The sequence below is a fragment of the Microbulbifer sp. MCCC 1A16149 genome, assembly GCF_050368945.1.
Lineage (GTDB): Bacteria > Pseudomonadota > Gammaproteobacteria > Pseudomonadales > Cellvibrionaceae > Microbulbifer.
The window spans coordinates 1259290-1284695 of the sequence record NZ_CP185959.1; the positions used below are offsets into that span (position 1 = coordinate 1259290).

The 25406-nt window shown below is 58.7% G+C and carries 23 protein-coding genes; 13 read left to right on the forward strand and 10 right to left on the reverse strand.

Annotated features, from left to right (window positions below; translation table 11 throughout):
* Positions 1 to 230: 230 nt before the first annotated feature.
* The 3 genes from ACONT6_RS05265 to ACONT6_RS05275 all read right to left on the reverse strand — a co-directional run bounded on the left by ACONT6_RS05265 (position 231) and on the right by ACONT6_RS05275 (position 6178).
* On the reverse strand, positions 231 to 3170 hold the full coding sequence (locus tag ACONT6_RS05265; RefSeq protein WP_428820737.1) for a ribonucleoside-diphosphate reductase subunit alpha: 2940 nt from the start codon (positions 3168 to 3170) through the stop codon (positions 231 to 233).
* An 887-nt stretch (positions 3171 to 4057) separates the two neighbouring features.
* Positions 4058 to 4972: an ornithine carbamoyltransferase gene (gene argF, locus ACONT6_RS05270; RefSeq protein WP_181253713.1), complete on the reverse strand. Its 915-nt coding sequence runs from the start codon at positions 4970 to 4972 to the stop codon at positions 4058 to 4060.
* Positions 4973 to 4990: 18 nt separating this feature from the next.
* The gene (locus ACONT6_RS05275) at positions 4991 to 6178 is read right to left on the reverse strand and encodes an aspartate aminotransferase family protein (protein ID WP_428820738.1); all 1188 of its coding nucleotides are present in this window, start codon (positions 6176 to 6178) and stop codon (positions 4991 to 4993) included.
* A 247-nt stretch (positions 6179 to 6425) separates the two neighbouring features.
* On the opposite strand from ACONT6_RS05275, the gene grxD reads away from it, so the two are divergent.
* Positions 6426 to 6758, forward strand: a complete 333-nt coding sequence (grxD, locus tag ACONT6_RS05280; RefSeq protein ID WP_078085447.1) for a Grx4 family monothiol glutaredoxin — start codon at positions 6426 to 6428, stop codon at positions 6756 to 6758.
* Between the two features lie 105 nt (positions 6759 to 6863).
* On the opposite strand, the gene bfr is transcribed toward grxD, so the two are convergent.
* From bfr to ACONT6_RS05295, 3 genes are all read right to left on the reverse strand, one after another.
* Entirely contained in the window at positions 6864 to 7346 is a 483-nt protein-coding gene (gene bfr, locus ACONT6_RS05285) for a bacterioferritin (protein WP_181253712.1), read from the reverse strand.
* 307 nt (positions 7347 to 7653) lie between these two features.
* The gene (locus tag ACONT6_RS05290) at positions 7654 to 8970 is read right to left on the reverse strand and encodes a DUF2254 domain-containing protein (RefSeq protein WP_428820739.1); all 1317 of its coding nucleotides are present in this window, start codon (positions 8968 to 8970) and stop codon (positions 7654 to 7656) included.
* Between the two features lie 214 nt (positions 8971 to 9184).
* The gene (locus ACONT6_RS05295) at positions 9185 to 9397 is read right to left on the reverse strand and encodes a bacterioferritin-associated ferredoxin (RefSeq protein WP_078085444.1); all 213 of its coding nucleotides are present in this window, start codon (positions 9395 to 9397) and stop codon (positions 9185 to 9187) included.
* Between the two features lie 372 nt (positions 9398 to 9769).
* Between ACONT6_RS05295 and ACONT6_RS05300 the strand changes: the two genes are divergently transcribed.
* The 8 genes from ACONT6_RS05300 to ACONT6_RS05335 all read left to right on the forward strand — a co-directional run bounded on the left by ACONT6_RS05300 (position 9770) and on the right by ACONT6_RS05335 (position 17896).
* The gene (locus ACONT6_RS05300; RefSeq protein WP_078085443.1) at positions 9770 to 10372 is read left to right on the forward strand and encodes a peroxiredoxin; all 603 of its coding nucleotides are present in this window, start codon (positions 9770 to 9772) and stop codon (positions 10370 to 10372) included.
* A 451-nt stretch (positions 10373 to 10823) separates the two neighbouring features.
* Positions 10824 to 12020, forward strand: coding sequence for a serine hydrolase domain-containing protein (locus tag ACONT6_RS05305; protein WP_428820740.1), 1197 nt, complete (start codon positions 10824 to 10826; stop codon positions 12018 to 12020).
* A gap of 132 nt (positions 12021 to 12152) precedes the next feature.
* Positions 12153 to 14084 carry a molecular chaperone HtpG gene (gene htpG / locus ACONT6_RS05310; protein ID WP_428820741.1) on the forward strand — a complete coding sequence of 644 codons (1932 nt, stop codon included), beginning with the start codon at positions 12153 to 12155 and terminating at the stop codon, positions 14082 to 14084.
* Between the two features lie 270 nt (positions 14085 to 14354).
* Positions 14355 to 15404 (forward strand): NAD(P)H-dependent glycerol-3-phosphate dehydrogenase, encoded by a 1050-nt coding sequence (locus tag ACONT6_RS05315; protein WP_428820742.1) that lies wholly within the window; start codon positions 14355 to 14357, stop codon positions 15402 to 15404.
* 37 nt (positions 15405 to 15441) lie between these two features.
* Positions 15442 to 15720 (forward strand): DUF4389 domain-containing protein, encoded by a 279-nt coding sequence (locus ACONT6_RS05320; protein WP_428820743.1) that lies wholly within the window; start codon positions 15442 to 15444, stop codon positions 15718 to 15720.
* Between the two features lie 102 nt (positions 15721 to 15822).
* A complete protein-coding gene (locus tag ACONT6_RS05325) occupies positions 15823 to 16434 on the forward strand; it encodes a DUF4389 domain-containing protein (protein ID WP_428820744.1) in 612 nt (203 codons plus the stop codon).
* A gap of 46 nt (positions 16435 to 16480) precedes the next feature.
* The gene (gene sixA / locus ACONT6_RS05330; protein WP_428820745.1) at positions 16481 to 16939 is read left to right on the forward strand and encodes a phosphohistidine phosphatase SixA; all 459 of its coding nucleotides are present in this window, start codon (positions 16481 to 16483) and stop codon (positions 16937 to 16939) included.
* A gap of 93 nt (positions 16940 to 17032) precedes the next feature.
* Positions 17033 to 17896 carry an alpha/beta fold hydrolase gene (locus ACONT6_RS05335; protein WP_428820746.1) on the forward strand — a complete coding sequence of 288 codons (864 nt, stop codon included), beginning with the start codon at positions 17033 to 17035 and terminating at the stop codon, positions 17894 to 17896.
* Between the two features lie 29 nt (positions 17897 to 17925).
* Here ACONT6_RS05335 and ACONT6_RS05340 read toward each other — a convergent pair whose 3' ends face one another.
* On the reverse strand, positions 17926 to 18282 hold the full coding sequence (locus ACONT6_RS05340) for a 5-carboxymethyl-2-hydroxymuconate Delta-isomerase (RefSeq protein ID WP_428820747.1): 357 nt from the start codon (positions 18280 to 18282) through the stop codon (positions 17926 to 17928).
* 28 nt (positions 18283 to 18310) lie between these two features.
* Entirely contained in the window at positions 18311 to 18850 is a 540-nt protein-coding gene (folE, locus tag ACONT6_RS05345) for a GTP cyclohydrolase I FolE (protein WP_078085435.1), read from the reverse strand.
* Positions 18851 to 19049: 199 nt separating this feature from the next.
* Here folE and prmB point away from each other — a divergent pair, with 199 nt between their 5' ends.
* Positions 19050 to 19982 (forward strand): 50S ribosomal protein L3 N(5)-glutamine methyltransferase, encoded by a 933-nt coding sequence (gene prmB / locus ACONT6_RS05350; RefSeq protein ID WP_428820748.1) that lies wholly within the window; start codon positions 19050 to 19052, stop codon positions 19980 to 19982.
* A gap of 242 nt (positions 19983 to 20224) precedes the next feature.
* Positions 20225 to 21325: a chorismate synthase gene (gene aroC, locus ACONT6_RS05355; protein WP_428820749.1), complete on the forward strand. Its 1101-nt coding sequence runs from the start codon at positions 20225 to 20227 to the stop codon at positions 21323 to 21325.
* 90 nt (positions 21326 to 21415) lie between these two features.
* Here the strand turns inward: aroC and ACONT6_RS05360 are convergent, their stop codons facing one another.
* Positions 21416 to 22153 (reverse strand): TIGR04219 family outer membrane beta-barrel protein, encoded by a 738-nt coding sequence (locus tag ACONT6_RS05360; protein ID WP_428820750.1) that lies wholly within the window; start codon positions 22151 to 22153, stop codon positions 21416 to 21418.
* Between the two features lie 149 nt (positions 22154 to 22302).
* Entirely contained in the window at positions 22303 to 23181 is an 879-nt protein-coding gene (locus tag ACONT6_RS05365) for a LysR family transcriptional regulator (protein WP_181253695.1), read from the reverse strand.
* Positions 23182 to 23308: 127 nt separating this feature from the next.
* On the opposite strand from ACONT6_RS05365, the gene leuC reads away from it, so the two are divergent.
* Positions 23309 to 24757: a 3-isopropylmalate dehydratase large subunit gene (leuC, locus tag ACONT6_RS05370; protein WP_428820751.1), complete on the forward strand. Its 1449-nt coding sequence runs from the start codon at positions 23309 to 23311 to the stop codon at positions 24755 to 24757.
* On the forward strand, positions 24757 to 25404 hold the full coding sequence (leuD, locus tag ACONT6_RS05375) for a 3-isopropylmalate dehydratase small subunit (RefSeq protein ID WP_428820752.1): 648 nt from the start codon (positions 24757 to 24759) through the stop codon (positions 25402 to 25404). Before leuC ends, leuD begins: the two co-directional genes overlap by 1 nt.
* The last annotated feature ends 2 nt before the right edge of the window (positions 25405 to 25406 follow it).

Below are 25406 nucleotides of genomic sequence, written 5' to 3' on the forward strand. Positions count from 1 at the left end.
TTCCCCGTCTAAACGGGCAATCCAGCGAGTGTTTGGTGTGCGGCCTGCACCCGGCGCGGACGTTTACTCTTGTTGGGAGTAATTCGCCCGGTACCGGGGCGGCGCTTATGGTCTTGGTTGCGTGGGGCCGCTGTTGTCGGCGGCTCCACGCGGTGCTCTCCCCCGAGAGTCTTTTCGAATCAATTCCGCGAGCTTGGCTCGCGGTTCGCCTGCAGGCAGGCTCGTACCTGTTACTGGCAGGCTTCGCAGTCCGGATCGTCCAGCGAGCAGGCCGCGGGTACGGCTGCAGGTGCTGGCTCGGCTTGCGGTGCCGGGGCTGCGCTGGCAGCCGGTGCGCCGCCGGCGCTCACTGCATTCAGGGTGCCACTGGTCACGGTGGATTTTTCCGTAGAGGTGGCGGCCAGTGCGCGCAGGTAGTAGGTGGTCTTCAAGCCGCGGTACCAGGCCATGCGGTAGGTCAGGTCCAGCTTCTTGCCGTTGGCGCCGGCGATGTAGAGGTTCAGGGACTGGGCCTGATCGATCCACTTCTGGCGGCGGCTGGCGGCGTCCACGATCCAGCGCGGCTCCACTTCAAATGCGGTGGCGTACTTGGCTTTCAGGTCTTCCGGGATACGGTCGATCTTCTGTACTGAACCTTCGTAGTACTTGAGGTCGTTGACCATTACCTTGTCCCACAGGCCGCGGGCTTTCAGGTCGTGTACCAGGTAGGGGTTCACCACGGTGAATTCGCCAGACAGGTTCGATTTCACGTACAGGTTCTGGTACGTGGGCTCGATGGACTGGGAAACGCCGGTAATGTTGGCGATGGTTGCCGTCGGGGCGATGGCCATCACGTTGGAGTTACGCATGCCCTGGCTGGAAACCTTCTTACGCACCACGTCCCAATCCAGGGTGCTGCTGGTGTCCTGGTCGATGAACTGCTCGCCGCGGTTCTTGGCCAGGATTTCGATGGAGTCGATCGGCAGGATGCCCTGGCTCCACAGGGAGCCTTCGTAACTGCCGTAGCTGCCGCGCTCTGCCGCCAGGTCACTGGAGGTGGAGATGGCGTAGTAGCTGATCGCTTCCATGGTGGTGTCGGCGAACTGTACGGCTTCATCGCTGGAGTAGGAGATGCCGGCCTTGTACAGCGCGTCCTGGAAGCCCATCAGGCCCAGGCCCACCGGACGGTGACGCATGTTGGACTGACGCGCGGTTTCCACGGAGTAGTAGTTGATGTCGATAACGTTATCGAGCATACGCACGGCGGTCTTCACGGTGCTTTCCAGCTTGCCCATGTCGAGCTTGCCGTCTTCGCCGATGTGCTGGGACAGGTTTACGGAGCCCAGGTTACATACCGCGATTTCGTCGTTCGCCTTGGTGTTCAGGGTGATCTCGGTGCACAGGTTGGAGCTGTGTACCACACCGGCGTGCTGCTGCGGGCTGCGCAGGTTACAGGCGTCCTTGAAGGTGATCCAGGGGTGGCCGGTTTCAAACAGCATGCCCAGCATCTTGCGCCACAGGTCGAGTGCGCGCACTTTCTTGAACAGCTTCAGCTTGCCTTCGGCAGCCAGTTTTTCGTAGTGGGTGAAGCGCTCTTCAAAGGCATCGCCGAACAGGTCGTGCAGGTCCGGGCAGTCTGCCGGGGAGAAGAGGGTCCACTCCTTGTCTTCGAATACGCGCTTCATGAACAGGTCCGGCACCCAGTTGGCGGTGTTCATGTCGTGGGTACGGCGACGGTCGTCACCGGTGTTCTTGCGCAGCTCGAGGAATTCCTCGATGTCCAGGTGCCAGGTTTCCAGGTACGCACACACGGCGCCCTTGCGCTTGCCGCCCTGGTTCACTGCTACCGCGGTGTCGTTGGCCACTTTCAGGAAGGGCACAACACCCTGGGATTTACCGTTGGTACCTTTAATGTAGGAACCGAGAGAGCGCACCGGCGTCCAGTCGTTACCCAGGCCTCCGGCCCACTTGGACAGCATGGCGTTGTCCTGGATGGCACCGTAGATGCCGTGCAGGTCGTCCGGCACGGTGGTCAGGTAGCAGGAGGACAGCTGCGGACGCAGGGTGCCGGCGTTGAACAGGGTCGGGGTGGAGCTCATGTAGTCGAAGGAACTCAGCAGGTTGTAGAACTCTACGGCGCGCTCGTTCGGCTTCTCTTCATTGATGGCGAGGCCCATGGCAACGCGCATGAAGAACAGCTGCGGCAGCTCGAAGCGGACTTCGTCGGAGTGCAGGAAGTAGCGGTCGTACAGGGTCTGCAGGCCGAGGTAGGTGAACTGGTGATCGCACTCGGGCTTGATCGCATCGCCGAGTTTTTCCAGGTCGAAGCTGGCCAGTGCCGGGTCCAGCAGTTCCAGTTCGATACCTTTTTCCACGTACGCGGCCAGTGCCGGCTTGTACAGGGTTTTCATTTCCTGCTGGGTGGCGGACTCGGCCACACCCAGGAAGCGCAGGGCTTCGGCGCGCAGCTTGTCCAGCAGCAGGAAAGCGGTGGCGTAGGTGTAGTTGGGCTCCTGCTCAACCAGGGTACGCGCGGTGATCACCAGTGCGGTATTGATGTCGGTTTCGGAAACGCCGTCGTACAGGTTCTTCAGCGCTTCGTTCAGGATCAGGCTGCCGTCTACGTCGGTCAGGCCTTCACAGGCTTCGCTGACGATGGTGCGCAGGCGCTCCATGTCCAGGGCGACCAGGCTGCCGTCTTCCATTTTCACGCGGATACTCGGGTGGGTATCGGCGGCAGGCTCGTCGGCGGCCGGCTTCTCTTTTTCTTTTTCTGCACGCAGGCGGGCGTGCTCTTCGCGGTAGAGCACGTAGTCGCGGGCAATCTTGTGCTCGCCGGCACGCATCAGTTCCAGTTCTACCTGGTCCTGGATTTCTTCAATATGGATGGTGCCGCCGGAAGGCATGCGACGCTTGAAGGTGGCGCTGATGTGGGACACCAGGTCGGCCACGCGTTCGTGGATGCGGCTGGAAGCAGCGGCGGTGCCGCCTTCTACCGCGAGGAACGCCTTGGTAACGGCCACGGAGATTTTGCTGTCCGCGTAAGGCACGACGGTGCCATTGCGCTTGATGACGCGGATCTGACCGGGGGCAGTGGCAGCCAGTGAAGTATTGCTGCTGGCCTGGTCTGTTACCGATTCCTTGGTAGTGCCGTTTGGCACAGACTTAGAGCGCCCTGTCTCTGTGTGCATGAATTTCTCCGTAAAGTTTGCGCGCGTGTCTGGTCGACTTGCTTTGGTTTTTGCTTTGGTTTTTTTGCGATCAATCGGCTTGTGGCCGTAAAACCTTTGTGCCGTACCGGAAGCATCGGTTCAGAGGTTCAGCAGGCGCAAGCGCTGACGGCGAAGCCTGGGCTCCGCTCGGATAACACTTGAGGGGTACTGCTTGATACTGCGTCTGAACATGGATGCCGTCCCGTCGCCGGATTGCCTCGCTGGGGAGGGCAGTTGGTGGATATGTGTACTGGCGACTGCATTCGCGCGAACTTATCCACCGTTCCGGCGCCAGCCTGTGGGCTGGCTTCAGCTTGAAGCTTGTTGGTACGGACGAGGGCAAACACAACATATTGTGGTTCGGTGGGGGCGCGGTGCGCCGGCTTCCCTGGGGATATTAGTCCCTTTTTTCTGCCAGAACCCTATATGTTGGGGTATGACCTCGGATGAGCAACAAGATAATGCGATTGAGGGGCTAATTCAAGGCGGATAACTTTGGGGTTACTTGTGGATAAAGTGTGGGTAGCAGGGGCGACGTGGATTTTTCCCCTCGCCAGCGCCCGCCATTACTGGCCGGGTATAAAAAGTGAACAGGGGGTAGGGGCTGTGGGCCGTTTTAAGAATATTTTTTAATAGTAAACAGGTCTCAAATTAAGCGGGGCAATAACAAAATGCGGTTGATTATTCCCTGATCAAACCGGCACCTGCTGGTCAATCCGGTTGCCGGAAAGTGGTGCATTTTCCCGCCTGCCGCGCGCCGTTTGTGGGCGCTCGCCTTTTACCGGTCTGGAAGTAAAAAAGGGCGCCAGAATGGTGGCTTCCGGCGCCCTTTGTGGATATCGCCCCGCCGCGCACGGGGCGCGATATCAGTTGCTGCTGTCCTGCAGGAACTCCATCAGGGCTTTCTGTGCGTGCAGGCGGTTTTCCGCCTCGTCCCAGACCACCGAGATCTTGTCGTCTTCCAGCAGCTCGCCGCTGACTTCCTCGCCGCGGTGGGCGGGCAGGCAGTGCATGAACACGGCGTCGCTGTTGGCGTGGCTCATCAGCTCGTGGTCGACGAGGAAGCCTTCAAATGCTTTCAGGCGAAGCTGCTGTTCGGTTTCCTGACCCATGGAGGCCCATACGTCGGTGGCAACCCAGTCAGAACCGCGCACCGCATCCACCGGGTTGCGCAAAATGGAAACGCGGTCGCCGGCGGCGGCCACAATGCTCTCGTCCGGGTCGTATCCTTCCGGGCAGGCAATGCGCAGCTCGAAGTCGTACTGACGTGCAGCATTAATATAGGAGTGACACATGTTGTTGCCGTCGCCGACCCAGGTCACCACTTTGCCTTCGGGGCTGCCGCGGTGCTCGACATAGGTCTGCAGGTCCGCCAGCAGCTGGCAGGGGTGGTAGCTGTCGGACAGCGCGTTGATCACCGGCACCTTGCTGTATTCGGCAAAGCGCTCCAGCACGTTGTGGCCGAAAGTGCGGATCATCACCATGTCCACCATGCGCGAGATGACCCGCGCACTGTCTTCGATGGGTTCGCCGCGGCCAAGCTGGGTGTCGCGGGGGGACAGGAACAGGGCGCTGCCGCCCATCTGTGCCATACCGGCTTCAAAGGAAACCCGGGTGCGGGTGGAGGATTTTTCGAAAATCATCCCCAGCACCTTGTTGCGGAACGGCTCGCTGGCCACACCCTGGTTGCGCAGGGCCTTGAGCTCGATCGCGCGCTCAATAATACCGTGCAGCTCTTCCTTGCTCAGGTCCAGGAGGGTAAGAAAATGTCTGACTGCCATGGGTTATTCCTCCGTAGGTCAGGCGGCCTGTTGGGCGAAGTCGCGCACCAGGGCGGCGACAGTGGTGGAGATCTGGCTGCACTCGGCGTCGGTCAGGGTCAGCGGCGGCAGCAGGCGTACTACATTGCCGGCGGTGACATTGATCAACAGGCCTTGCGCGCGCGCCAGATCCACCAGTTCGCCACAGGGGCGGTCGAGTTCAATACCGATCAGCAGGCCGAGGCCGCGGATCTCTTTTACGTGGGCGCAGCCCGCCAGTTCGCTACCCAGCTGGTCCAGCAGTTGGGTGCCCAGCTGTTGCGCGCGTTCGATCAGCCACTCGCTTTCCAGGGTATCCAGTACGGCGAGGGCGGCGCGGCAGGCCAGCGGGTTGCCACCAAAGGTGGAGCCGTGGCTGCCAGCGGAAAACAGTTCTGCGGCCTTGCCGCGCGCCAGGCAGGCGCCGATGGGCACGCCATTGCCCAGCCCCTTGGCGGTGGTGACCACATCCGGCAGCAGGCCGTCGCAGTGCTGGTAGGCGAACAGCTTGCCGCTGCGGCCGTTGGCGGTCTGGATTTCGTCCAGCATCAGCAGCCAGTCCTGTTGGTCACACAGTTTGCGCAGGCGCGGCAGGTAATCGGCATCGGGAATGCGGATACCGCCTTCGCCCTGCACCGGTTCTACCAGGATGGCGACGATGTCGTTGTGCGTGTCGATCAATTGCTCGATGGCCGCGACATCATTGTACGGGACGCGCAGGAAGCCTTCCGGCAGCGGCGCGAAGCCCTGTTGTACCTTGGGGTTGCCGGTGGCGGTGAGGGTGGCGAGGGTGCGACCGTGGAACGCACCTTCGGTCACAATAATCTTGGGGCAGGCCAGGCCGCGCTCGTTGCCGAGCTTGCGCGCCAGTTTGATGGCTGCCTCGTTGGCCTCTGCGCCGGAATTGGAGAAAAACACGTTGTCCATACCCGACAGGGATACCAGCTTTTCGGCCAGTTGCTCCTGGGGCGGGATGTTGTACAGATTGGACACGTGCAGCAGGGTGTTGGCCTGCTCCTGGATGGCCAGGGTGACTGCCGGGTGGCAGTGGCCGAGGCCGCACACGGCAATTCCGGAGAGGGCGTCGAGATAACGTCGGTCACTGTCGTCCCACAGGTAGTTGCCTTCACCTCTGACCAGGGTCAGGGTTCTGTTACCGTAGTTTTGCATTAATGCGGGACTGGCCACGTTAAATCTCCTCTGTAAGTGGGCCATGGATTGGGAAACCGCAGAAAATACGTCTTTGACGTAATCTGACCGCGCTTTTCCCGGGAAGCCGGCCAATATAGGGCCTGTTAATCCTAAAGTCGATAGGGGGTAGTACCACCTCCGAGGCGTGCGCGCGGGGCGGAATCGGGTACAATGCGCGCTTTCGAGACGGATTGGCGCCGAGCGCCTGTGCCGGAAATTTCCCAACCCGAGGTTTGCTTCCACTATGGATACTCTGGAAAACATCAAGCAGCAGATCGCCGACAACGACATTCTGCTTTATATGAAGGGCAGCCCGAACGCGCCCCAGTGCGGCTTTTCCATGCGCGCATCCCAGGCCGTGATGGCCTGCGGTCAGCGCTTCGCCTATGTGGATGTACTGTCCAACCCGGATATCCGCCAGGAACTGCCGAAGTACGCCAACTGGCCGACTTTCCCGCAGCTGTGGGTAAAGCAGGAGCTGGTCGGTGGCTGCGACATCATCATGGAAATGCATGAGAGCGGCGAGCTGAAGACCCTGATCGAAGAAGCGTCCAAGGGTGCTGGCGAAGGCGAGTGATTCACTCTCCCGGCCCACAAAAAAACCGCGGCATTGACCGCGGTTTTTTTATGCCCGGAATTTCTTCCGGGCTTTCGGTAGCAGGCTGGCTGCTGCAGCTCGGCGTTATTCTTCCGAGGCGCTGGCCATCTGGGTCTGCAGGTAATTCTGGATGCCCACCTTGTCGATCAGGCTCAGCTGGGTTTCCAGCCAGTCCACGTGCTCTTCTTCAGAATCGAGGATTTTTTCCAGCAGCTCGCGGCTGCCGTAGTCGCGTACGGATTCACAGTAGGCGATGCCGTCGCGCAGGTCTGGAATGGCTTTCTGCTCCAGCTTCAGGTCGCACTTGAGCATTTCCTCGGTGTTCTCACCGATAAGCAGCTTGCCCAGGTGTTGCAGGTTGGGAATGCCTTCCAGGAACAGGATACGCTCGATCAGCCAGTCGGCGTGTTTCATCTCATCGATGGACTCGTGATATTCCTTGTCGGCCAGTTCCTTGAGGCCCCAGTCTTTGAACATGCGCGAGTGCAGGAAGTACTGGTTGATGGCGATGAGTTCATTACCCAGTGCTTTGTTCAGATGTTCGATGACTTTGGGATCGCCCTTCATGGTTGTCTCCTTGAGCCGGATGGCTGTGTCCTGTGCGGGATTTTATTAATTGGTATTTGTCGGTAATCAATTAATCGGCCGCGAAAACTCGGTCGGTACCAATAGTTGGGCACCTTTGAAATTGTAGAGTCGCCGCGCGAGATTGGAGGGAGTTTGCGTTGCAGAAAACCACAAGTCAAGCGCCGAATGTCGGCGATCTTGCGTGAAAAAAGCGGGAAAATTAACGGGAAAAAGGCAGAAAACTACAACGAGAACGATTGCCGTTTAGATTGTTCGTGGAGTCGCAGGTCTTGAGGCAGTTGAGGCGTCAGCTCAGGTTTTTTCGCATGGCGGAAAGCTGTTTCTGCAGGGCGGTGTTATCGAATTTGTCATCGACGCTGTTTGCGCAGTCTTCCATCAACCGCTGGATCAGAAATTTCATTGCGTGGCGGTCCTCCCGTTGGGTGCAGAGCTCCGCCAGTGCATTGAGCGAGTTCAGCAGGTGGCGCATCACCACGCCGCTATCGCGACCGTACTCGCGGATTTCATCCAGTGCCGCCGCCAGCACATCGGCAAAATCCAGTTCGCTGGTCACCAGGCGCAAGGTTTCTTCATCGTCGTAGAAGCAGTTTGGCAGGGGCGGGCGCTGCAGGATGACGCCGATACCATCGATGAGCCTGTCGATACAGGTGTAAGCGGTAAACGGGTCGTTGATGCCGGGAGACAGGGCGCGCACCGCGATCTGTGCCAGCTGGCGTACGGAAAAAATGACATCCTGTTCCGCGGTTGGCTGCGGTCCCAGGGTGATGGCACCCTGAATGGCGTCGGAGATACGCTTGCTGTCGATCTCCCGCGGTGGATCAAAAACCCGTGCGACACAGCTCCAGTGAAAAAGGAAGGTACCCGGGTGGCATTCCATACGAATACTGCAATGGTGTTCCGTGGCCCAGTCGATCAGTTTCTGGCGATCGATACGTTGCACGTATCCCCCGCTTTTTGCTGGTACACAGATACAGTCCTCGCCTAGATTGACCTCGCGCAGATCCTTGCGGTGATTGCGCGGATCCCTGCACTCTTCCGTCGGGTAGATCGCGTCCAGCGCACTGCGGAACTCCTTATTGATCTGAAACGTAATGTTGTCGACCTGGATCGACTGGGCGACGTTGTGAATGAAGTAAATAAGGTAGGCGATACACGCCAGCGCCAGCAACAGGGCGAAGCTCACCACCAGGGTCTGGCGGTTGTCTGGTCCGCGGGCGTCGACACCGCGCATGACCAGCAGCGCGTACACAAAGGTCGAAAGGAATATCCCCAGCGAAACCTGAGTGCGGCGGTCGCGGATAAAGTTGCGTACCAGGCGGGGCCCAAACTGGTTGGAGGCGAGGGTCAGCGCCACGGTGGTGATGGAAAAAACCGTACCGGCGACGGTAATGGTGGAGCCGGCGATGGTGGAGAGCAGGGCGCGGGCACTGTCCGGGTCGCGCAGGCGCAGCCAGCTCAGGCCGGGAATATGGTGAATATCCCAGCGCTGGTCGATGGCGAGGAACGCCTGCGCCAGGATAATCGCGGCGATCATCATCAACGCCGGGATCACCCAGAAGCTGGCGCGCAGGCGTTCGGAAAGATGCAGCAGCTGTTGTCTCATGACGCCCCGGAACAATTGGCAAGCGATAGCCGGCAGTGACTTTGCGGCAGTGGCTTTAAAGATAGGTCAGGGCTGCGGGGTTGCCAGAGAGTTGCCAGAGACAGGCAGTGGGGATAAGTACGGTTTGGTTTGGAGAAAATAAAAAGGCACCGGAGAGATCGGTGCCTTCAGGGGCGCGTCGTGCGTTTCAGATCCGTGTCTGTACGGAAGCGACTTAGCCCGCGGAATAGAAGAGGGCGCTGTTGGCGCTCGCCATAACACCGGCGGTCATGGTCTCGTCGATGATTTCCTGGGTCAGCTCGGCACAGCGGCCACACTGAGAGGAAACACCGAGATGGCGGCGCAGGGCTTTCACGGAAGTAGATCCGTCGTAGACGGCTTCCTTAATCTGGCTGTCGGTGATGCCTTTACAGATACATACGTACATCGCGGGTAACCCTGGCGCAAAAATCAATGTTCAATGAAACGTGCGAGTGATCTTATTGTTAATGAGAATAAGTGTCAATAAGATTCTTCGGTTGTTCAGTAAATATTCTAGTTGTTGATCGCGCAGTCAGTAGTGGTTTGCCTGACTCGCTGGTCGATTGCATTTGTTGCGTGAAAACGGGGCTGAAATGGCGGTGTCTGCGGTGGGAGGGGGTGTGGCGCCTGCTATCGCCTTTATATAAAAATTTAATGGGACTGGCATAGGCGCCTGTGTATCATAGCGGCCCCCTATCAAGCTTTTATCAATCTATAGCCGAAGGTTATAAATTGAACAATTCCATAGTAAATCATATATCTCATTGAGGAGGTTCTCATGGCCGTATTAGTAGGCAAGCCCGCTCCGGATTTCACTGCAGCTGCAGTACTGGGCACCGGCGAGATCGTTGACACCTACAACCTGGCGGAAACCATCAAGGGCAAGAAAGCGGTTATCTTCTTCTACCCGCTGGACTTCACCTTTGTATGCCCGTCTGAGCTGATCGCCTTCGATCACCGCCTGGAAGAGTTCCAGAAGCGCGGTGTAGAGGTTATCGGTGTTTCCATCGATTCCCAGTTCTCCCACAACGCCTGGCGTAACACCCCGGTGAACGATGGCGGCATCGGTCCGGTCAAGTACACCCTGGTTGCCGACACCAAGCACGAAATCTGCCAGGCCTACGACGTTGAGTCCGAAGGCGGTGTTGCTTTCCGTGGTTCCTTCCTGATCGACGAAGAAGGTGTTGTTCGTCACCAGGTAGTAAACGATCTGCCGCTGGGCCGTAACGTTGACGAAATGCTGCGCATGGTTGACGCGCTGGCGTTCCACCAGGAGCACGGCGAAGTTTGCCCGGCTGGCTGGCAGGAAGGTGACAAAGGCATGAACGCTTCTCCGGAAGGCGTTGCTGCTTACCTGAGCGAGAACTCCGACAAGCTGTAAGGCCTGTTTGTGAAGGAGGGCAGTTGCTGCCCTCCAGCGCTCGAAAAACCGCCGCGAGGCGGTTTTTTTGTGCCCGCAGAATCTGCTGCAAGCGAGCCCTGTGGGGGGCGATGAGCATTGGCGTTTTGTGACGGGAGACGGGTACGAATTGCGTAACAGTGCGCGTTTGTGCCAGTTTTATTACAATGTGCGCGCAGCTGCGACAGGACCTGCGGGCGCCGGCGGCTGAGGTGTGGAATAAGTGGCGTTCGCGGGCCCGGCAAAAAGGTGCGATCGCCAAGAATTTTTTCCGGGGCTGCTAGTCTTAATACAAGTTCCACGACAAATATTCGGCAGGGCCGCTTCCTCTTAACGGGTAGCTGCCGCCGGGCAGTCTGCAGTACGGCACATGGTGTTTTTCACGGTGATTCAGGGTATATCCAGCAGTTTCCGGGTCCTCCGGGGTAGATTGATGCCGTTTCTGGCGATGTTGTCGCTGCTGGCTGCGGGCCAGGCGGTGGCAGATGCTGCGCGCCAGGAAAAAACCGCGCGCACCGCAGGCAAGGCGGTAAGCAAGGATGTTCAGGCCAGCGCCAAGGAGTTTGATCGCTACTTCCGCCAGTTGCTGGAGCAGCACGGGATTCCCGGTGCCGCCTACGTGATCGTCGATCATGACCAGGTGGTGGCGATGAATACCTACGGGGTGCGGGTAAAGGGCAAGCACGCCAAGGTCACTACCCACACGGTGTTCCGCCTGGCTTCGGTGTCCAAAACCTTTGCCGCCAGTATGGCTGCGGTGCTGGAGCACGAGCAGAAGTTCAGCTGGGGCGACAAGGTGGTGCGCTATGTGCCCAAGCTCAGCTTCAAGACGCCGGCGCTGTCCATGCAGCTGCAGGTGCAGCACCTGCTGAGCCATTCCTCCGGGTTGACGCCCAACGCCTACGACAATTACCTGGAAGACAATCGGCCGCTGTCCAAGATCCTGCCGATGTTTGCCACCATCGATCCCCACTGCAAGCCGGGCAAGTGCTACGGCTACCAGAATGTACTGTTCAGTCTGATTGAGGATGTGATCCAGAAGGCCACCGGGGTACCTTACAGTCGCCAGCTCAAGGATCGCTTCTTCACGCCGCTGGAAATGGAAGACGCCTCCCTGGGTTGGGAGAGCTTTATGGCGGCCAACAATCGCGCCGCCCCCCACGTGCAGACCGGGCGCGGCTGGCGCCCGGTGAAAGTGGAGAAGGAATACTATCTGGCAGCACCGGCCGCGGGTGTGAATGCCAGCATCAGCGATATGGGGCAGTGGCTGAAGGCGCAGATGGGCTACTACCCGGATGTGCTGTCCCACGACGTTATTGATGATCTCACCACCGAACGTGTGGAAACCCGCCGCCACCTGCGTCACCGGATCTGGCGTGACTATATCGACCACGCCGGTTACGGCCTCGGCTGGCGGCTTTACTCCGTGGGCGATGACCGCATCATCTTCCACGGCGGCTGGGTTGCTGGCTTCCGCGCCGCGGTGGCTTACTCCGAGAAGCGCAAGGTTGGTATCGCGATCCTGATGAACGCCGAGTCTCGCGTTATCTCAGACCTGACCGGCAATTTCATTGCCGATATCACCGGTCGTGGCAAGCTGGTCCAGGCGATCGCCGCGGCGAAAAAGTAGACGTCACCTCCCCAACGACTCCCTCCCCGACAGGTGGGCCGCAATCAGCGCTTGAATTGGCTGATTGTGGCCCAATATCACCTCTCCTGACCTGATCTGCTGTAGATGATTTAAATAGGGGAGAACCGATTCATGACAGTTGAGGCGCATAAAGAAAGCCACGGCTTCCAGACAGAAGCCAAACAGCTGCTGCACCTGATGATCCACTCGCTGTACTCCAACAAGGAGATTTTCCTGCGCGAGCTGGTTTCCAATGCATCCGACGCCGCGGACAAGCTGCGTTTTGAAGCCCTCTCCAAGCCGGAACTGCTGGCGGAAGATCCGGATCTGCGTATCCGCATCGAGTTCGACAAGGACGCCGGCACCCTCACCATCAGCGACAACGGTATCGGCATGAGCCGTGACGAGGTGATCGAAAACCTCGGCACAATCGCCCGTTCCGGCACCGCCAGCTTTATGCAGAACCTCACCGGCGACCAGAAAAAGGACGCCCACCTGATCGGCCAGTTCGGGGTTGGTTTCTACTCCGCATTTATCGTCGCCGACAAGGTGGACGTCTTCACCCGCCGCGCGGGCTCCGATGCCAGCCAGGGTGTGCACTGGGAGTGCAGCGGTGAAGCCGAGTACGCCGTCGAGAACGTCGAATGGCCAAACCGCGGTACCCGCGTGGTGCTGCACCTGAAAGATGAAGCCAAAGAGTTCGCCGACGACTGGCGCCTGCGCTCCATCATCAAGAAGTATTCCGATCACATCGCCATCCCGGTGGAGATGCTGAAGCAAGCGCCTGCGGCGAGTGAAGAGTCGCCGACCGGGGAAGACGACAGCAAAGAGGACAAGGCCCCTGAGTTTGAAGCGGTAAACGCCGCCCAGGCCCTGTGGACCCGCCCGCGCTCCGAGGTGAAATCCGAGGAGTACAAGGAGTTCTACAAGCACATCTCCCACGACTTCGACGATCCCCTGACCTGGAGCCACAACCGTGTGGAAGGCAAACTGGACTACACCAGCCTGCTGTACATCCCCGCGCGCGCGCCGTTCGACCTGTACCAGCGCGATGCCGCCCGCGGTCTCAAGCTGTACGTACAGCGCACTTTCATCATGGACGACGCCGAGCAGTTCCTGCCGCTGTACCTGCGCTTCGTCAAAGGGGTGCTGGACTCCAATGACCTGCCGCTGAACGTTTCCCGCGAGATCCTGCAGAAAGACCAGAACACCGATGCCATCAAGAGTGCGCTGACCAAGCGTGTGCTGGATATGCTGGACAAACTGGCGAAGAAAGACGCGGACCAGTACCAGCAGTTCTGGGACCTGTTCGGTTCGGTGATGAAAGAAGGGCCGGCGGAAGATTTTTCCAACAAGGAAAAAATCGCCAAGCTGCTGCGCTTCTCCACCACCCACACCGACAGCGACAAGCAGGACCAGTCCCTGGAAGATTACGTGGGCCGCATGAAGGACGGTCAGAAGCACATTTACTACGTGTGCGCGGATAATTTCGCTACCGCCAAATCTTCCCCCTACCTGGAAGTCTTCCGCAAGAAAGGTATCGAGGTACTGTTGCTGACCGACCAGGTGGATGAGTGGTTCGTCGGCCATATGCAGGAGTTTGACGGTAAGCAGTTCCAGGACGTGGCCAAGGGCGCGCTGGATCTGGGCGAAGCCGAAAACGAAGACGACAAGGCCGAGCGCGAAAAGGTAGAGAAGGAATCCGGTGCGCTGGTAGAGCGTGTGAAGGAAGTACTGGAAGCGCGCGTGGAAGACGTGCGTGCTACCACGCGCCTGGTGGACTCCCCGGCGTGTCTGGTGGCCAGCGACAACGATATGGGGCTGCAAATGCGCCGTATCCTGGAGCAGGCGGGCCAGTCCCTGCCGGATGCGAAGCCGATTTTCGAGCTGAACCCGAGCCACCCGCTGGTGCAGCGCCTGGACCAGGAGCAGGATGAGGATCGCTTTGCGGATCTCACCAATATCCTGATGGACCAGGCCAATCTGGCGGCCGGCAACCAGCTGGCGGATCCGGCGGATTACGTGCGTCGCCTGAACGCGCTGCTGCTGGAACTCAATCGCTAAGCGATACGTTAACGCCCGGCTGGCGCTGTCCGGCCGGGCGTTTTTCTGACTCTTCCCGTCTGTTTCCGGGTTCTTATACCCGCGCAGCCCGTGTACTCTGGGCTATATTTCCCTCATCAATTTCTTGCCGGTTTTTTGCACGAAATGGCCGTTATCAGGCGGTATTTGATGGTTAACTTGGCAAAAATGACCAATTTGTTACCGAGCCGTTGGGCCCCGCCGCGAGGCTCCGTATAATCCCCTGCTGCACAGCAAACAACACAGAGTGTTATGACCCAGAGAGACGTATCCTCGAGCGCCCCGGAATCTCGTAAATCCATCGCTATCCTCGGTGGCGGCAGCTTTGGTACTGCCATCGCGAATATCGTTGCCGGCAATGGCCACGATACCCGTCAGTGGATGCGCGACGCGGAGCGTGCGGCCACCTGTATGGCCCAGCGCGAGAACCAGTACTACCTGCCGGGCGTGGCCCTGCACCCGGACCTGAATGTAACGGCGGACCTGGAGCAGGCCGTCTGCGGCTGCCAGATTGTCTTTGTCGCAATCCCCAGTAAATCTTTCCGCGAAGTGGTGCACCGTGCCGCGCCGGTACTGGACCCGGGCACCATGCTGATTTCCCTTACCAAGGGCGTCGAGCACGACAGCTTTCACCTGATGAGCGATATCCTGCGCTCTGAAACCGAGGGCATGCGTGTGGGGGTGCTGAGTGGCCCCAACTTTGCCAAGGAAGTCGTCGCCGGCCACTACACCGCGACGGTGATTGCCAGTGAAGATGAATCCCTGTGCACCACCATTCAAAAGGTTCTGCATTCCGAGACTTTCCGCGTCTACTCCAGCAACGATGTATTCGGTGTAGAGCTGGCGGGTGCGCTGAAGAATATTTATGCCATCGTCACCGGTATGGCCGTGGCTCTGGGGCGGGGGCAGAACACCACCAGCCTGCTGATCACCCGCGCCCTGGCGGAAATGATGCGCTTTGCCGAGGCGGTGGGTGCGGACCCGATGACGTTTATCGGCCTGGCGGGGGTCGGCGACCTGATCCTCACATGCTCGTCCGATCTCAGCCGCAACTACCGGGTGGGTTACCTGGTGGGCAAGGGCAAAAAGCTCGACGAAGCCGTGTCTGAGATCGGCCAGGTAGCGGAAGGGGTAAACACCGTTCGTCTGATTAAGGCGAAAGCCGATGAATTAGGCGTCTACATGCCCTTGGTTTCTGCAATTCACGCCATATTATTTGAAGGTACCCCGATTCCTACGGTCATCCGCGAGCTGATGTCTGGCGAGCAGACGTTTGACGTGGCCTATTCGGCCAAGCCCTGAATCGCACAGCTCAAAATTTCTACTGATAGGACGTACCATGAATAACGAACAGCTGAAGCACAATCTCACCTCTGCCGACCACTGGCTGCGGTTGCTGTTTATGGTGTTGTTTGTGATCCTGCTGGAAGTCGCCGGGGTAGTGATGCTCGCCGCGATCGTACTGCAATTCCTGTTTTCGATCGTATCTGGCGGCCCGAACGACAACCTCCGACATCTCGGCAACCAGATTGCATCCTATATTTATCAGATCCTGCAATTCCTGATTTACAACACTGAAGAGAAGCCATTCCCGTTTGCGGAGTGGCCACAGCCCTGACATTTTTCCGATCTATGATCGGCCCTTTAACGTAGTACCCGCGGCCGGCAGCTGCCGGCCAATCCATTTTGTGGTGCCCAACAACGGACTGGTGATCGCCCAATGAGTAATGAAGAACTGAAACAGAACCTGACCTCCTCCAACCAGTGGATGCGCCTGCTTTATATGGTGCTGTTTGCCGTACTGCTGGAGATTGCCGGCTTTGTCATGCTGGCAGTGGTTATTGCGCAATTCCTGTTTGCCATCGTCTCCGGTGGTGCCAATGACAATCTGCGTCGCCTGGGTGACCAGATTGCCTCTTATATCTATCAGACCCTGCAATTCCTGATTTACAACTCCGAAGAGAAGCCGTTCCCGTTTTCCGAATGGCCCGAGTCTGAGGAAGAAGATCTTTCCACCTACGAAAGCGCCGAGGAGCTCGATGGCGAAGTCATCGCCGAGGAAGAGCAAGCGGAGGTTGCCGAAGAGGCAGCCGATGTAGCGGCGGAGGCAGAAGAGGCAACCGCGGAAGCGGAGTCCGTCGTGGAGTCGGAAAAGACAGAAGAAAAGCCCGCGAAGCGCAAATCCGCCAAAGCCAAAAAATCTGAGAAAGCCGAGAAAGCCGAAGATGAAACCGTGATCGAGCTGGGCGCTGACGCGTCAGAGGATACCGCCGAGGCAACCGAGACGGCATCTGCAGAGGGGGAAGACAAACCCTCCGGTGAGCGCAAGTAATCGGGTCGCTTTTGGTCCGCTGTATATGAATTGACGGGAGACGGTAGTGCTGTTGTTTGTCATGCGTCATGGCCATGCGGAGCCTTTGAGCAAAAGCGATGAAACCCGGGCGCTGACCGAAGAGGGGCGTGCGGAGGTCGCCGCGGTGTGTAAGGAGCGGGCATCGGAACTGGCGCAGGTGAAAACCATCTGGGCTAGCCCGTTTGTGCGTACCCGGCAGACCGCCAAGATAGTCGCCGAGACTTTCGGTCTCGAGATCGAGTTTCAGGAGCTGCTCACCAGCGAAACCCCGCTAAGTGCCTTGCTGGAAGCGCTCGGGCAAGCGGATGAATCCCTGTTCCCGATGATGCTTGTCAGTCACCAGCCTCTCGTCGGTAGCCTGGTTAACGGTCTCTGTGGCAGCGGCAATGAGCACCCCATGGGCACTGCCAGTCTCGCCTGCCTGAGGGCCGATGTCTGGGCGCGGGACTGCGCCGAGCTGGAATGGCTGCAACACCGGCCGTAAATCGCGGCCACTCAATCTGAACCCTGCGGCCATTGAGGTCGCGGGGCGCCGCTGTCAGCATTTATGCCAACGTCAGACAGTGCTGTATTCCCCATGAACCAGTCTCCGCGCGAAATCACTCTCGATATCCAGGGCAACACCATTGCCGGCCGCCAGTGGGGTAATCCCGACGGTGTGCCAGTACTGGCGCTGCACGGCTGGCTGGACAACTGCGCCAGCTTTGATGCCATGGCCCCGTATCTGGATCGCCTCAATCTGGTGGCGGTGGATCTCGCCGGCCACGGCCAGAGCTATCACCGTCACCGGGATGCCAATTACAACATCTGGACGGAAATCGAAGATGTTTTCGGTATTGCCGATGCCCTGCAGTGGGAGTCGTTCTCCGTACTGGCCCACTCTCGCGGTGCGGTTATTTCCACGATTGCCGCAGCGACTTTCCCGGAGCGCATACATCGCCTGGCACTGATCGATGGGCTGGTGCCACCTCCCACCACCGATGCCGAGGCGCCGGAGACGTTGCGCCGGGGTATTGAGCAGCGCGCGCGTTATCGGGGACGAAAGTCAAAGGTGTTCGAATCGCTGGAAGTGGCGGTGGCTGCGCGCAGAAACGGCCTGTTCAAGCTGACCGATGACGCTGCCCGGCGCCTGGTTGCGCGGGGCGTGTGTCAGTGTGAGGGGGGCTACACCTGGAGTAATGACCCGCAACTGATGGCCAGTTCACTGGCCAAATTGAATGAGGCGCAGGTGCGGGCCTTTCTGGAGCGGGCCACCATGCCAATTTATCTGGCATTGGGTGAGGACGGGATTCAGGGAATGATCGAGCGTATCCGTCCGCTGGCGGAGTTGCATGCGAATATCACGATCCGCGAATTTCCCGGCGGTCACCACCTGCATATGGAGGATGGGGCCGAGGCAATTGCACACTGGTTTCTGCCGTTCCTGGAGGGGACTGGTTAGCAGGTTAACCCGGTTAAAAGGGAACCTGGTTAAAAGGGAACCCGCTTGGAGTAGCTCGCCTTTTCCATCTCACGAATTTCCACTGAAATTTCCGGCACTTCCGGTGCCGCTTCGCACAGGTAGTTGAAGATGGCCGCACTCAGGTCTTCTTTCTGCTTCAATGTGCGTCCTTCCAGAATTCGCACTTCCGCGTGGATAAACAGGTCGCTGGAACCCTCGTGGCTCTTGCCGAGCACGAAATCCCGGTAGGGCAGGGCGCGGGTTTTGATCGCGCCCGCGTTGAAGAGTCCGGTATCGCTCATCGCCTGTTGGCCATTGCTGACCAGGGCGGGGATGGAAATGCTGTCTTCCAGTTTTTGCGAATACTCAATCACCAGATGTGGCATTGCCGGACTCTCCTTGCGTACGTGAAGGTTAGCGGATCAGGGACAGGAACTCGTTGCGGGTGGCCTGCTGGCTGCGGAAGGAGCCCAGCATGGCAGAGGTTTTCATCACCGAGTTCTGCTTTTCCACGCCGCGCATCATCATGCACATGTGTTTCGCTTCGATGATCACACCCACGCCGGCGGCACCGGTTACCTGCTGGATGGTTTGCGCAATTTGCACAGTCAGTTGCTCCTGAATCTGCAAACGGCGGGCAAACATGTCTACAATGCGCGCCACCTTGGACAGGCCCACTACTTTGCCATCGGGAATATAGGCCACATGGGCCTTGCCGATAAATGGCAGCAGGTGATGTTCACACAGTGAGTACAGTTCGATGTCTTTGACCAGTACCATCTCGCTGCAGTCAGAGGGGAAGAGGGCGTCATTAACGACCTCGTCCAGGGTCTGCTGATAACCGCGGGTGAGGTACTGCATGGCCTTGGCGGCGCGCAGGGGAGTGTCTTTCAGACCCGGACGATCGAGGTCTTCACCAATGGCTTCGATAATTTGCGCGTATTGTTCTTTCATGTCTGTCAGCTTCCAACGTCTCGCCCCGGGACTAACATAGCGTTGCCAGCTCGCCAGGCACACAGACACTGGAGATGATGGGGCGTCGATATCGCCGGTAACCCGGCGGCACAGAGGAGTCACGGAGACTCCGAAGGGTGCGCTACCCTAAGCCTTTGTGTAGCGGTAGTAAAGCGCCAAAATTCGAGGAATCAGGCTAATGATAGAGAAACGTGAGTCCAATCTGCACGAATTGTGCACCGTGTTGGACTATGTACGCTGGGGCGCCAGCCGCTTTAATGAGGAAAACCTGTGGTTTGGTCACGGAACCGACAACGCCTGGGACGAGGCAGTGTTGCTGGTTACCCATGCGCTGCACCTGCCGGTAGATAGCAAGCCGGAGATCCTGCAGGCACGCCTGACCATGGACGAGCGCCGTACAGTGATGGAATTGCTGGATAAACGGGTAGAGCAGCGCCTGCCGTCTCCCTATCTCACCAATGAGGCCTGGTTCTGTGACCTGCCGTTCTATGTGGATGAACGGGTGCTGGTGCCCCGTTCCCCCATCGGCGAGCTGATCCGCCATCGCTTCGAGCCGTGGTTGCAACAGGAGCCGCTGGCGATCCTCGATCTCTGCTGTGGCAGTGGCTGCATTGGCATCGCCTGTGCGGAGACATTCCCCGGCGCGCGGGTAGACCTCAGCGATATCTCTCCCGATGCCATTGAAGTGGCCCAGATCAATATCAACAACCATCAGCTGAATGATGAGGTGCGGGCGGTACAGTCGGATCTTTTTGCGGGCCTGAAGGACTGCAGCTACGACCTGATTGTCAGTAACCCTCCTTATGTGGATGCCCGGGATCTGGCGGAGATGCCGGCGGAATACCACGCGGAGCCTGGGTTGGCGCTGGGTTCCGGCGACGACGGCCTCGACTTCACCCGCCGCCTGTTGCTGGAGGCACCGGACTATCTGCAGCCGGAAGGTGTGCTGGTGTGCGAGGTGGGCAACAGCTGGGAAGCACTGGAGGAGGCCTATCCGCGAGTGCCGTTCTTCTGGCCGGAGTTGGAGGACGGAGGCCACGGGGTGTTTGTGCTGACGCGCGAAGATCTGCTGGCCTGTCGTGAAATGTTTGAGGCGGGTGCGTCTAGTTAGGTTGCTTCTCCAGCAAGATGGGTGGCGGTGATGCTACCGGGCGCAGCCTTGTGAGACACGCCGTGAACCCATCCCTGGGGGCTCTTCTAAAACATCCCTGTTTTAGAAGGTCTCACAAGGCTGCGCCCGGTATCATCACCTTCGTGTCCAGTTCTCTGTTTTACCCCAAGCCTAAGCCCACGGAATCCTCTATAATGCGCCCCCTTCAACGAATAATTGACTAGAGGTAGGGAATACCGGATATGTCGGGCAACACTTTTGGCAAGCTGTTTTGTGTAACCACGTTTGGCGAGAGCCACGGCCCTGCGCTGGGTTGTATTGTGGATGGTTGCCCTCCGGGACTGGAGATCACCGCCGAGGAAATCCAGCTGGAGCTGGATCGCCGCAAGCCGGGTACCTCTCGCTACACGACTCAGCGCCGCGAAGCCGACGAGGTCAAAATCCTTTCCGGTGTATTTGAAGGCAAAACCACAGGTACGCCCATCGGCCTGCTGATCGAGAACACCGATCAGCGCTCCAAAGACTACGCCAATATTGCCGAGCAGATCCGCCCGGCTCACGCCGATTACACCTACTGGGCCAAATACGGCCTGCGCGACTACCGCGGCGGCGGTCGCTCCTCCGCGCGGGAAACCGCCATGCGCGTCGCGGCCGGCGCGATTGCCAAGAAATGGCTGAAGCAGCAGTTTGGCATCGAAGTGCGTGGATACCTGTCCCAGCTGGGGCCGATCAAGGTTGAGAATCTCGACTGGTCCCAGGTAGATCAGAATCCTTTCTTCTGTCCGGATGCCGCCAAGGTGCCGGAGATGGAAGAATATATGCAGGCGCTGATCAAGGAAGGTGATTCCATCGGAGCGCGTATCTCCGTGCATGCCAGCGGCGTGCCCGCGGGTCTCGGCGAGCCGATCTTCGATCGCCTGGATGCCGACCTGGCCCACGCGCTGATGAGTATCAATGCGGTAAAAGGTGTAGAGATCGGTGCAGGCTTTGCCTCGGTGGAGCAGAAGGGCACCGAGCACCGCGATGAAATTACCCAGGAAGGTTTTCAGTCCAACAATGCCGGTGGCGTACTGGGCGGTATTTCCAGTGGTCAGGAGCTGATCGCACATATTGCACTCAAGCCTACCTCCAGCCTGCGTATCCCCGGCAAGAGCCTGGATACCAATGGCAACCCCATTGAGGTGGTCACCAAAGGGCGTCACGATCCCTGCGTTGGTATCCGCGCAACGCCGATCGCCGAGGCAATGATGGCACTGGTGCTGATCGACCATGTGATGCGTCAGCGCGCGCAGAACGGTGACGTGGATTTTGGTCTCAAGATTCCCGCTGGCCAACCCGAGTAAACAGCGTCTGATTGCGGAATTGCTTCCGACAAATAAAAAAGGCGGAGCGCCGAAAGCGCTCCGCCTTTTTTTGTATCTGCTCGTCTGTAATTACAGGTGCAGATTCAGGCCCAGGTAGGGACCTTTGATTTCCAGATCGCTCTGGAAGGAATCCAGTTCTTTCACATCCAGAGTCATGGAGCGATAGCCGGCTTCGATGGCGAAATCCAGTGCAGGAACAAAGTCCCAGCGCACTTTGGCGGTCAGATCAGTGTGGCTGTCGCCGTTGTAGCTGGTGCCGTTGCCCTGCGCGATGATGGACCAGCCGGTGAACGGCAGGTCGAAACGGGCCTGGCCGTAGACCATGGGCAGAACACCGGAAAGTTCGATGTCTTCAGACTGGAAGTCGCTGGTTACGGACATGTCACCACTGTACATACGGGCTGTCAGGCCGACATCCAGGTTTACCCAGTTGTCCAGGATCTCGTAGTAGAGGGTGGCGTCGGTGTGGGTGAGGTTGATATCACCATTGATTTCGGAGCCAACCAGAAAGGTCTCGTCGCCAAAGGTGACGCTCTCGCTCAGCATGGCCTCGCCGTTGGTTTCGATGCTGCTGTGGGCCACGAGGATATTCGGGACCAGCGGGATCGGATGTTCCAGGGCCGCCTGGATGAAGGTGACGTTGTCTTCAGCGAGGGTGAACTCGTCCACGTTGAAGTCGTCCACGCCCACGGCGCCACTGTAGGCGGGTTTCCAGGCGCCCAGGGTGGCGTCAAAGCCGAGGATGGTGTCAGCGCTGGCGGAAACGGAAGCCAGTGCGGTGCAGATAGCCAGGGTTATTTTTTTCATTTGGAGTCGCTCCGGTTGAATTCTGCGGCAGATTCTACAGGGATTTCATGAAATTTCCCTGAACCTGATGCGGTTTGGTCCTGTTTTGGGTCGATTTTGCGCACTGCTTGGCGTTCTGGCGGAACCTGAGGCCTCTTATCGATCGGTAATTAGAGGCCCCGCGCCTCTTTGAACAGCAGTTGCTGCAGGGCATTGGCGGCATTGCTGAGCGTGCGGTTGCGGTGGTAGATGATGCCCAGGTTGCGCACGATGCTCAGCTGCGGCATGGGCAGTTCGGCAAGGCTGTCGTCGATCAGGGTCTTCGGCAGCACGCTCCAGCCGAGGCCGACGCCGGCCATCATTTTGATGGTTTCGAGAAAGTTGGTGGCCAGTTTGGCGGTGAGTTTGAGGCCGTGGGCGTCGAACTCGCGCTTGATCAGACGCCCGGTATAGGTGTTCAGATCCGGCAGAATGGCCGGGTAGCGGGCGAGTGCGGGCAGGTCCAGTTCCGGCATCTGGGCCAGGGGGTGGTCCGGCGCGGCTACCACCACGCAGGGGTCGGGCCAGATGATCTGGGCATTGAGGTTGGGATAGTCCTTGAGGGCGAGGGTGACCACGGCGAGCTCGTATTCACCCGCCATCAGGGCCTCGTAGGCCTGCTCGGAATCGACAAAGTCGATATCCAGGGCGACGTCGGGGTAGAGGTTGCTGAATTCTCGCAGTACCGGCGGCAGGTGGTGCAGGCCGACGTGGTGACTGGTTGCGATACGCAGGCTGCCGCCGATGGTTTCCCCCAGGCTGCGCAGCTCGTGTTCGGCATCGCTCACCTCATTGAGGATGTGACGGGCGCGGGGCAGCAGGGCGCGGCCGGCGTTGGTCAGCTGCAGCTTGCGGCCGATGCGGTCGAACAGCGGTGTACCAAGTTGCTGCTCGAGGGAGGCGAGGCGTTTACTGACGGCGGGCTGGGTCAGGTGCAGCTGCTCGGCGGCCTCTGAAACGGAGCCCTGTTCGGAAATGGCAAGGAAGGCTCTGAGCCACTGGATTTCCATGATGCTTTCTCTGTAGCGCTGCTCTCAGGTATTCCAAAAGCGAATGCGCCATATAATAAATATAAATTGATGTTATTCAATGCCCCCCATAGACTCCGGCATGTTATCCATAGAGGAGATGGGGCTAATGGGCCAGCAAGAGCACAATAAACAGACGCTTTACGACAAGCTCTGGGAAGACCATTTGGTCAAGAGCCGCGATGACGGCACCGCACTGATTTATATCGATCGTCACCTGATTCACGAAGTGACCTCGCCCCAGGCCTTCGAGGGACTACGTCTGGCCGGCCGTAAGCCCTGGCGCACGGATTCCGTGGTTGCCACGCCGGACCACAACGTACCGTCCGACGCCGCCGAGCGTGCAGGTGGTATCGCTGGGATCCAGGATGAGGTTTCCCGTATCCAGGTGCAGACCCTGGACGAGAACTGCAATGAGTTCGGCATCGTCGAATTCGGTATCAACGATCCGGGGCAGGGCATCGTGCACGTGATCGGACCGGAGACCGGTGCGACTCTGCCGGGTATGACCGTGGTTTGTGGTGACTCCCACACTTCCACCCACGGCGCCCTGGGTGCGCTGGCACACGGTATCGGCACGTCCGAGGTGGAACACGTGATGGCCACCCAGTGCCTGATCCAGAAGAAAATGAAAAACATGCTGGTGCGCGTGGACGGTGAACTCGGTCCGGGCGTAACAGCGAAAGATGTGGTGCTGGCGATTATCGGCAAGATAGGCACCGCGGGCGGCACCGGCTATGCCATTGAGTTTGGTGGTGAGGTGATTCGCAATCTGTCCATGGAAGGTCGTATGACCGTCTGCAACATGGCCATCGAAGCCGGCGCGCGTGCGGGCATGGTGGCGGTGGACCAGATCACCCTGGACTATGTAAAGGGCAAGCCCTACGCGCCCAAAGGTGAGATGTGGGACAAGGCAGTGGAAAACTGGAGTCGTCTGCACTCAGACGATGGTGCCCAGTTTGATGAAGTTGTCGAGCTGCGCGGTGAAGAAATTGAACCGCAGGTGAGCTGGGGTACTTCCCCGGAGATGGTGGTGCCGGTCAGTGCGCTGGTGCCGAGCCCAGCGGACGAGGGCGATGCAACGAAAAAAGCCGGTATCGAACGCGCGCTCGAGTATATGGGCCTCAATGCCGGCCAGAAGATTACCGATATCAACCTGGATCGTGTGTTTATCGGTTCCTGCACCAACTCCCGTATCGAAGACTTGCGCGCGGCGGCAGCGGTGGCCAAGGGCCACAAAAAAGCTGACAGCGTAAAACAGGTACTGGTGGTGCCGGGTTCCCAGTCTGTAAAGGCGCAGGCGGAAAAAGAGGGGCTCGACAAGGTATTTATCGAAGCCGGTTTCGAATGGCGCGAGCCTTCCTGCTCCATGTGTCTGGCGATGAATGCCGACAAGCTGGGGGCTGGTGAGCACTGCGCTTCCACTTCAAACCGCAACTTTGAAGGGCGCCAGGGCTACGGCGGCCGTACGCATCTGGTGAGCCCGAGCATGGCGGCGGCTGCGGCGATTGCCGGTCATTTTGTGGATGTACGTGATTTTCAGAAGGAGGCGAGCTGATGAAAGCTTTTACCCAGCACAAAGGTATTGCCGCTCCGATGGACCGCGCCAATGTGGACACGGACCTGATTATTCCGAAGCAGTTCCTGAAGTCCATCAAGCGCTCCGGCTTCGGCCCCAATCTGTTTGATGAGCTGCGTTACCTCGACGAGGGCCAGCCGGGGCAGGATCACAGCAAGCGCCCGGTGAACCCGGAATTTCCGCTGAACCACCCCCGTTATCAGGGCGCGTCAGTGCTGCTGGCGCGCAAGAATTTCGGTTGCGGTTCCAGTCGTGAGCACGCCCCCTGGGCGCTGGACGATCATGGCTTCCGCGCCATCATCGCGCCGAGCTTTGCGGATATTTTCTTTAATAACTGTTTCAAGAACGGGCTTTTGCCGATCGTTCTGGAAGAAGAAATCGTCGAGCAGTTGTTCCAGGAGATGTATGCCGAGGAAGGCTATGAGCTGACGGTCGACCTGGAAGCGCAGGTGGTGATCAAGCCCAACGGCGAAACCCATGCCTTTGAGGTGGACACTTTCCGTAAGCACTGCCTGTTGAACGGCCTCGATGATATTGGCCTGACGCTGGAAGATGCAGACGATATTCGAGCCTACGAAGCCAAGCGCCGCGAGCAGGCACCCTGGCTGTTTGATGCAGTGAAATAAGC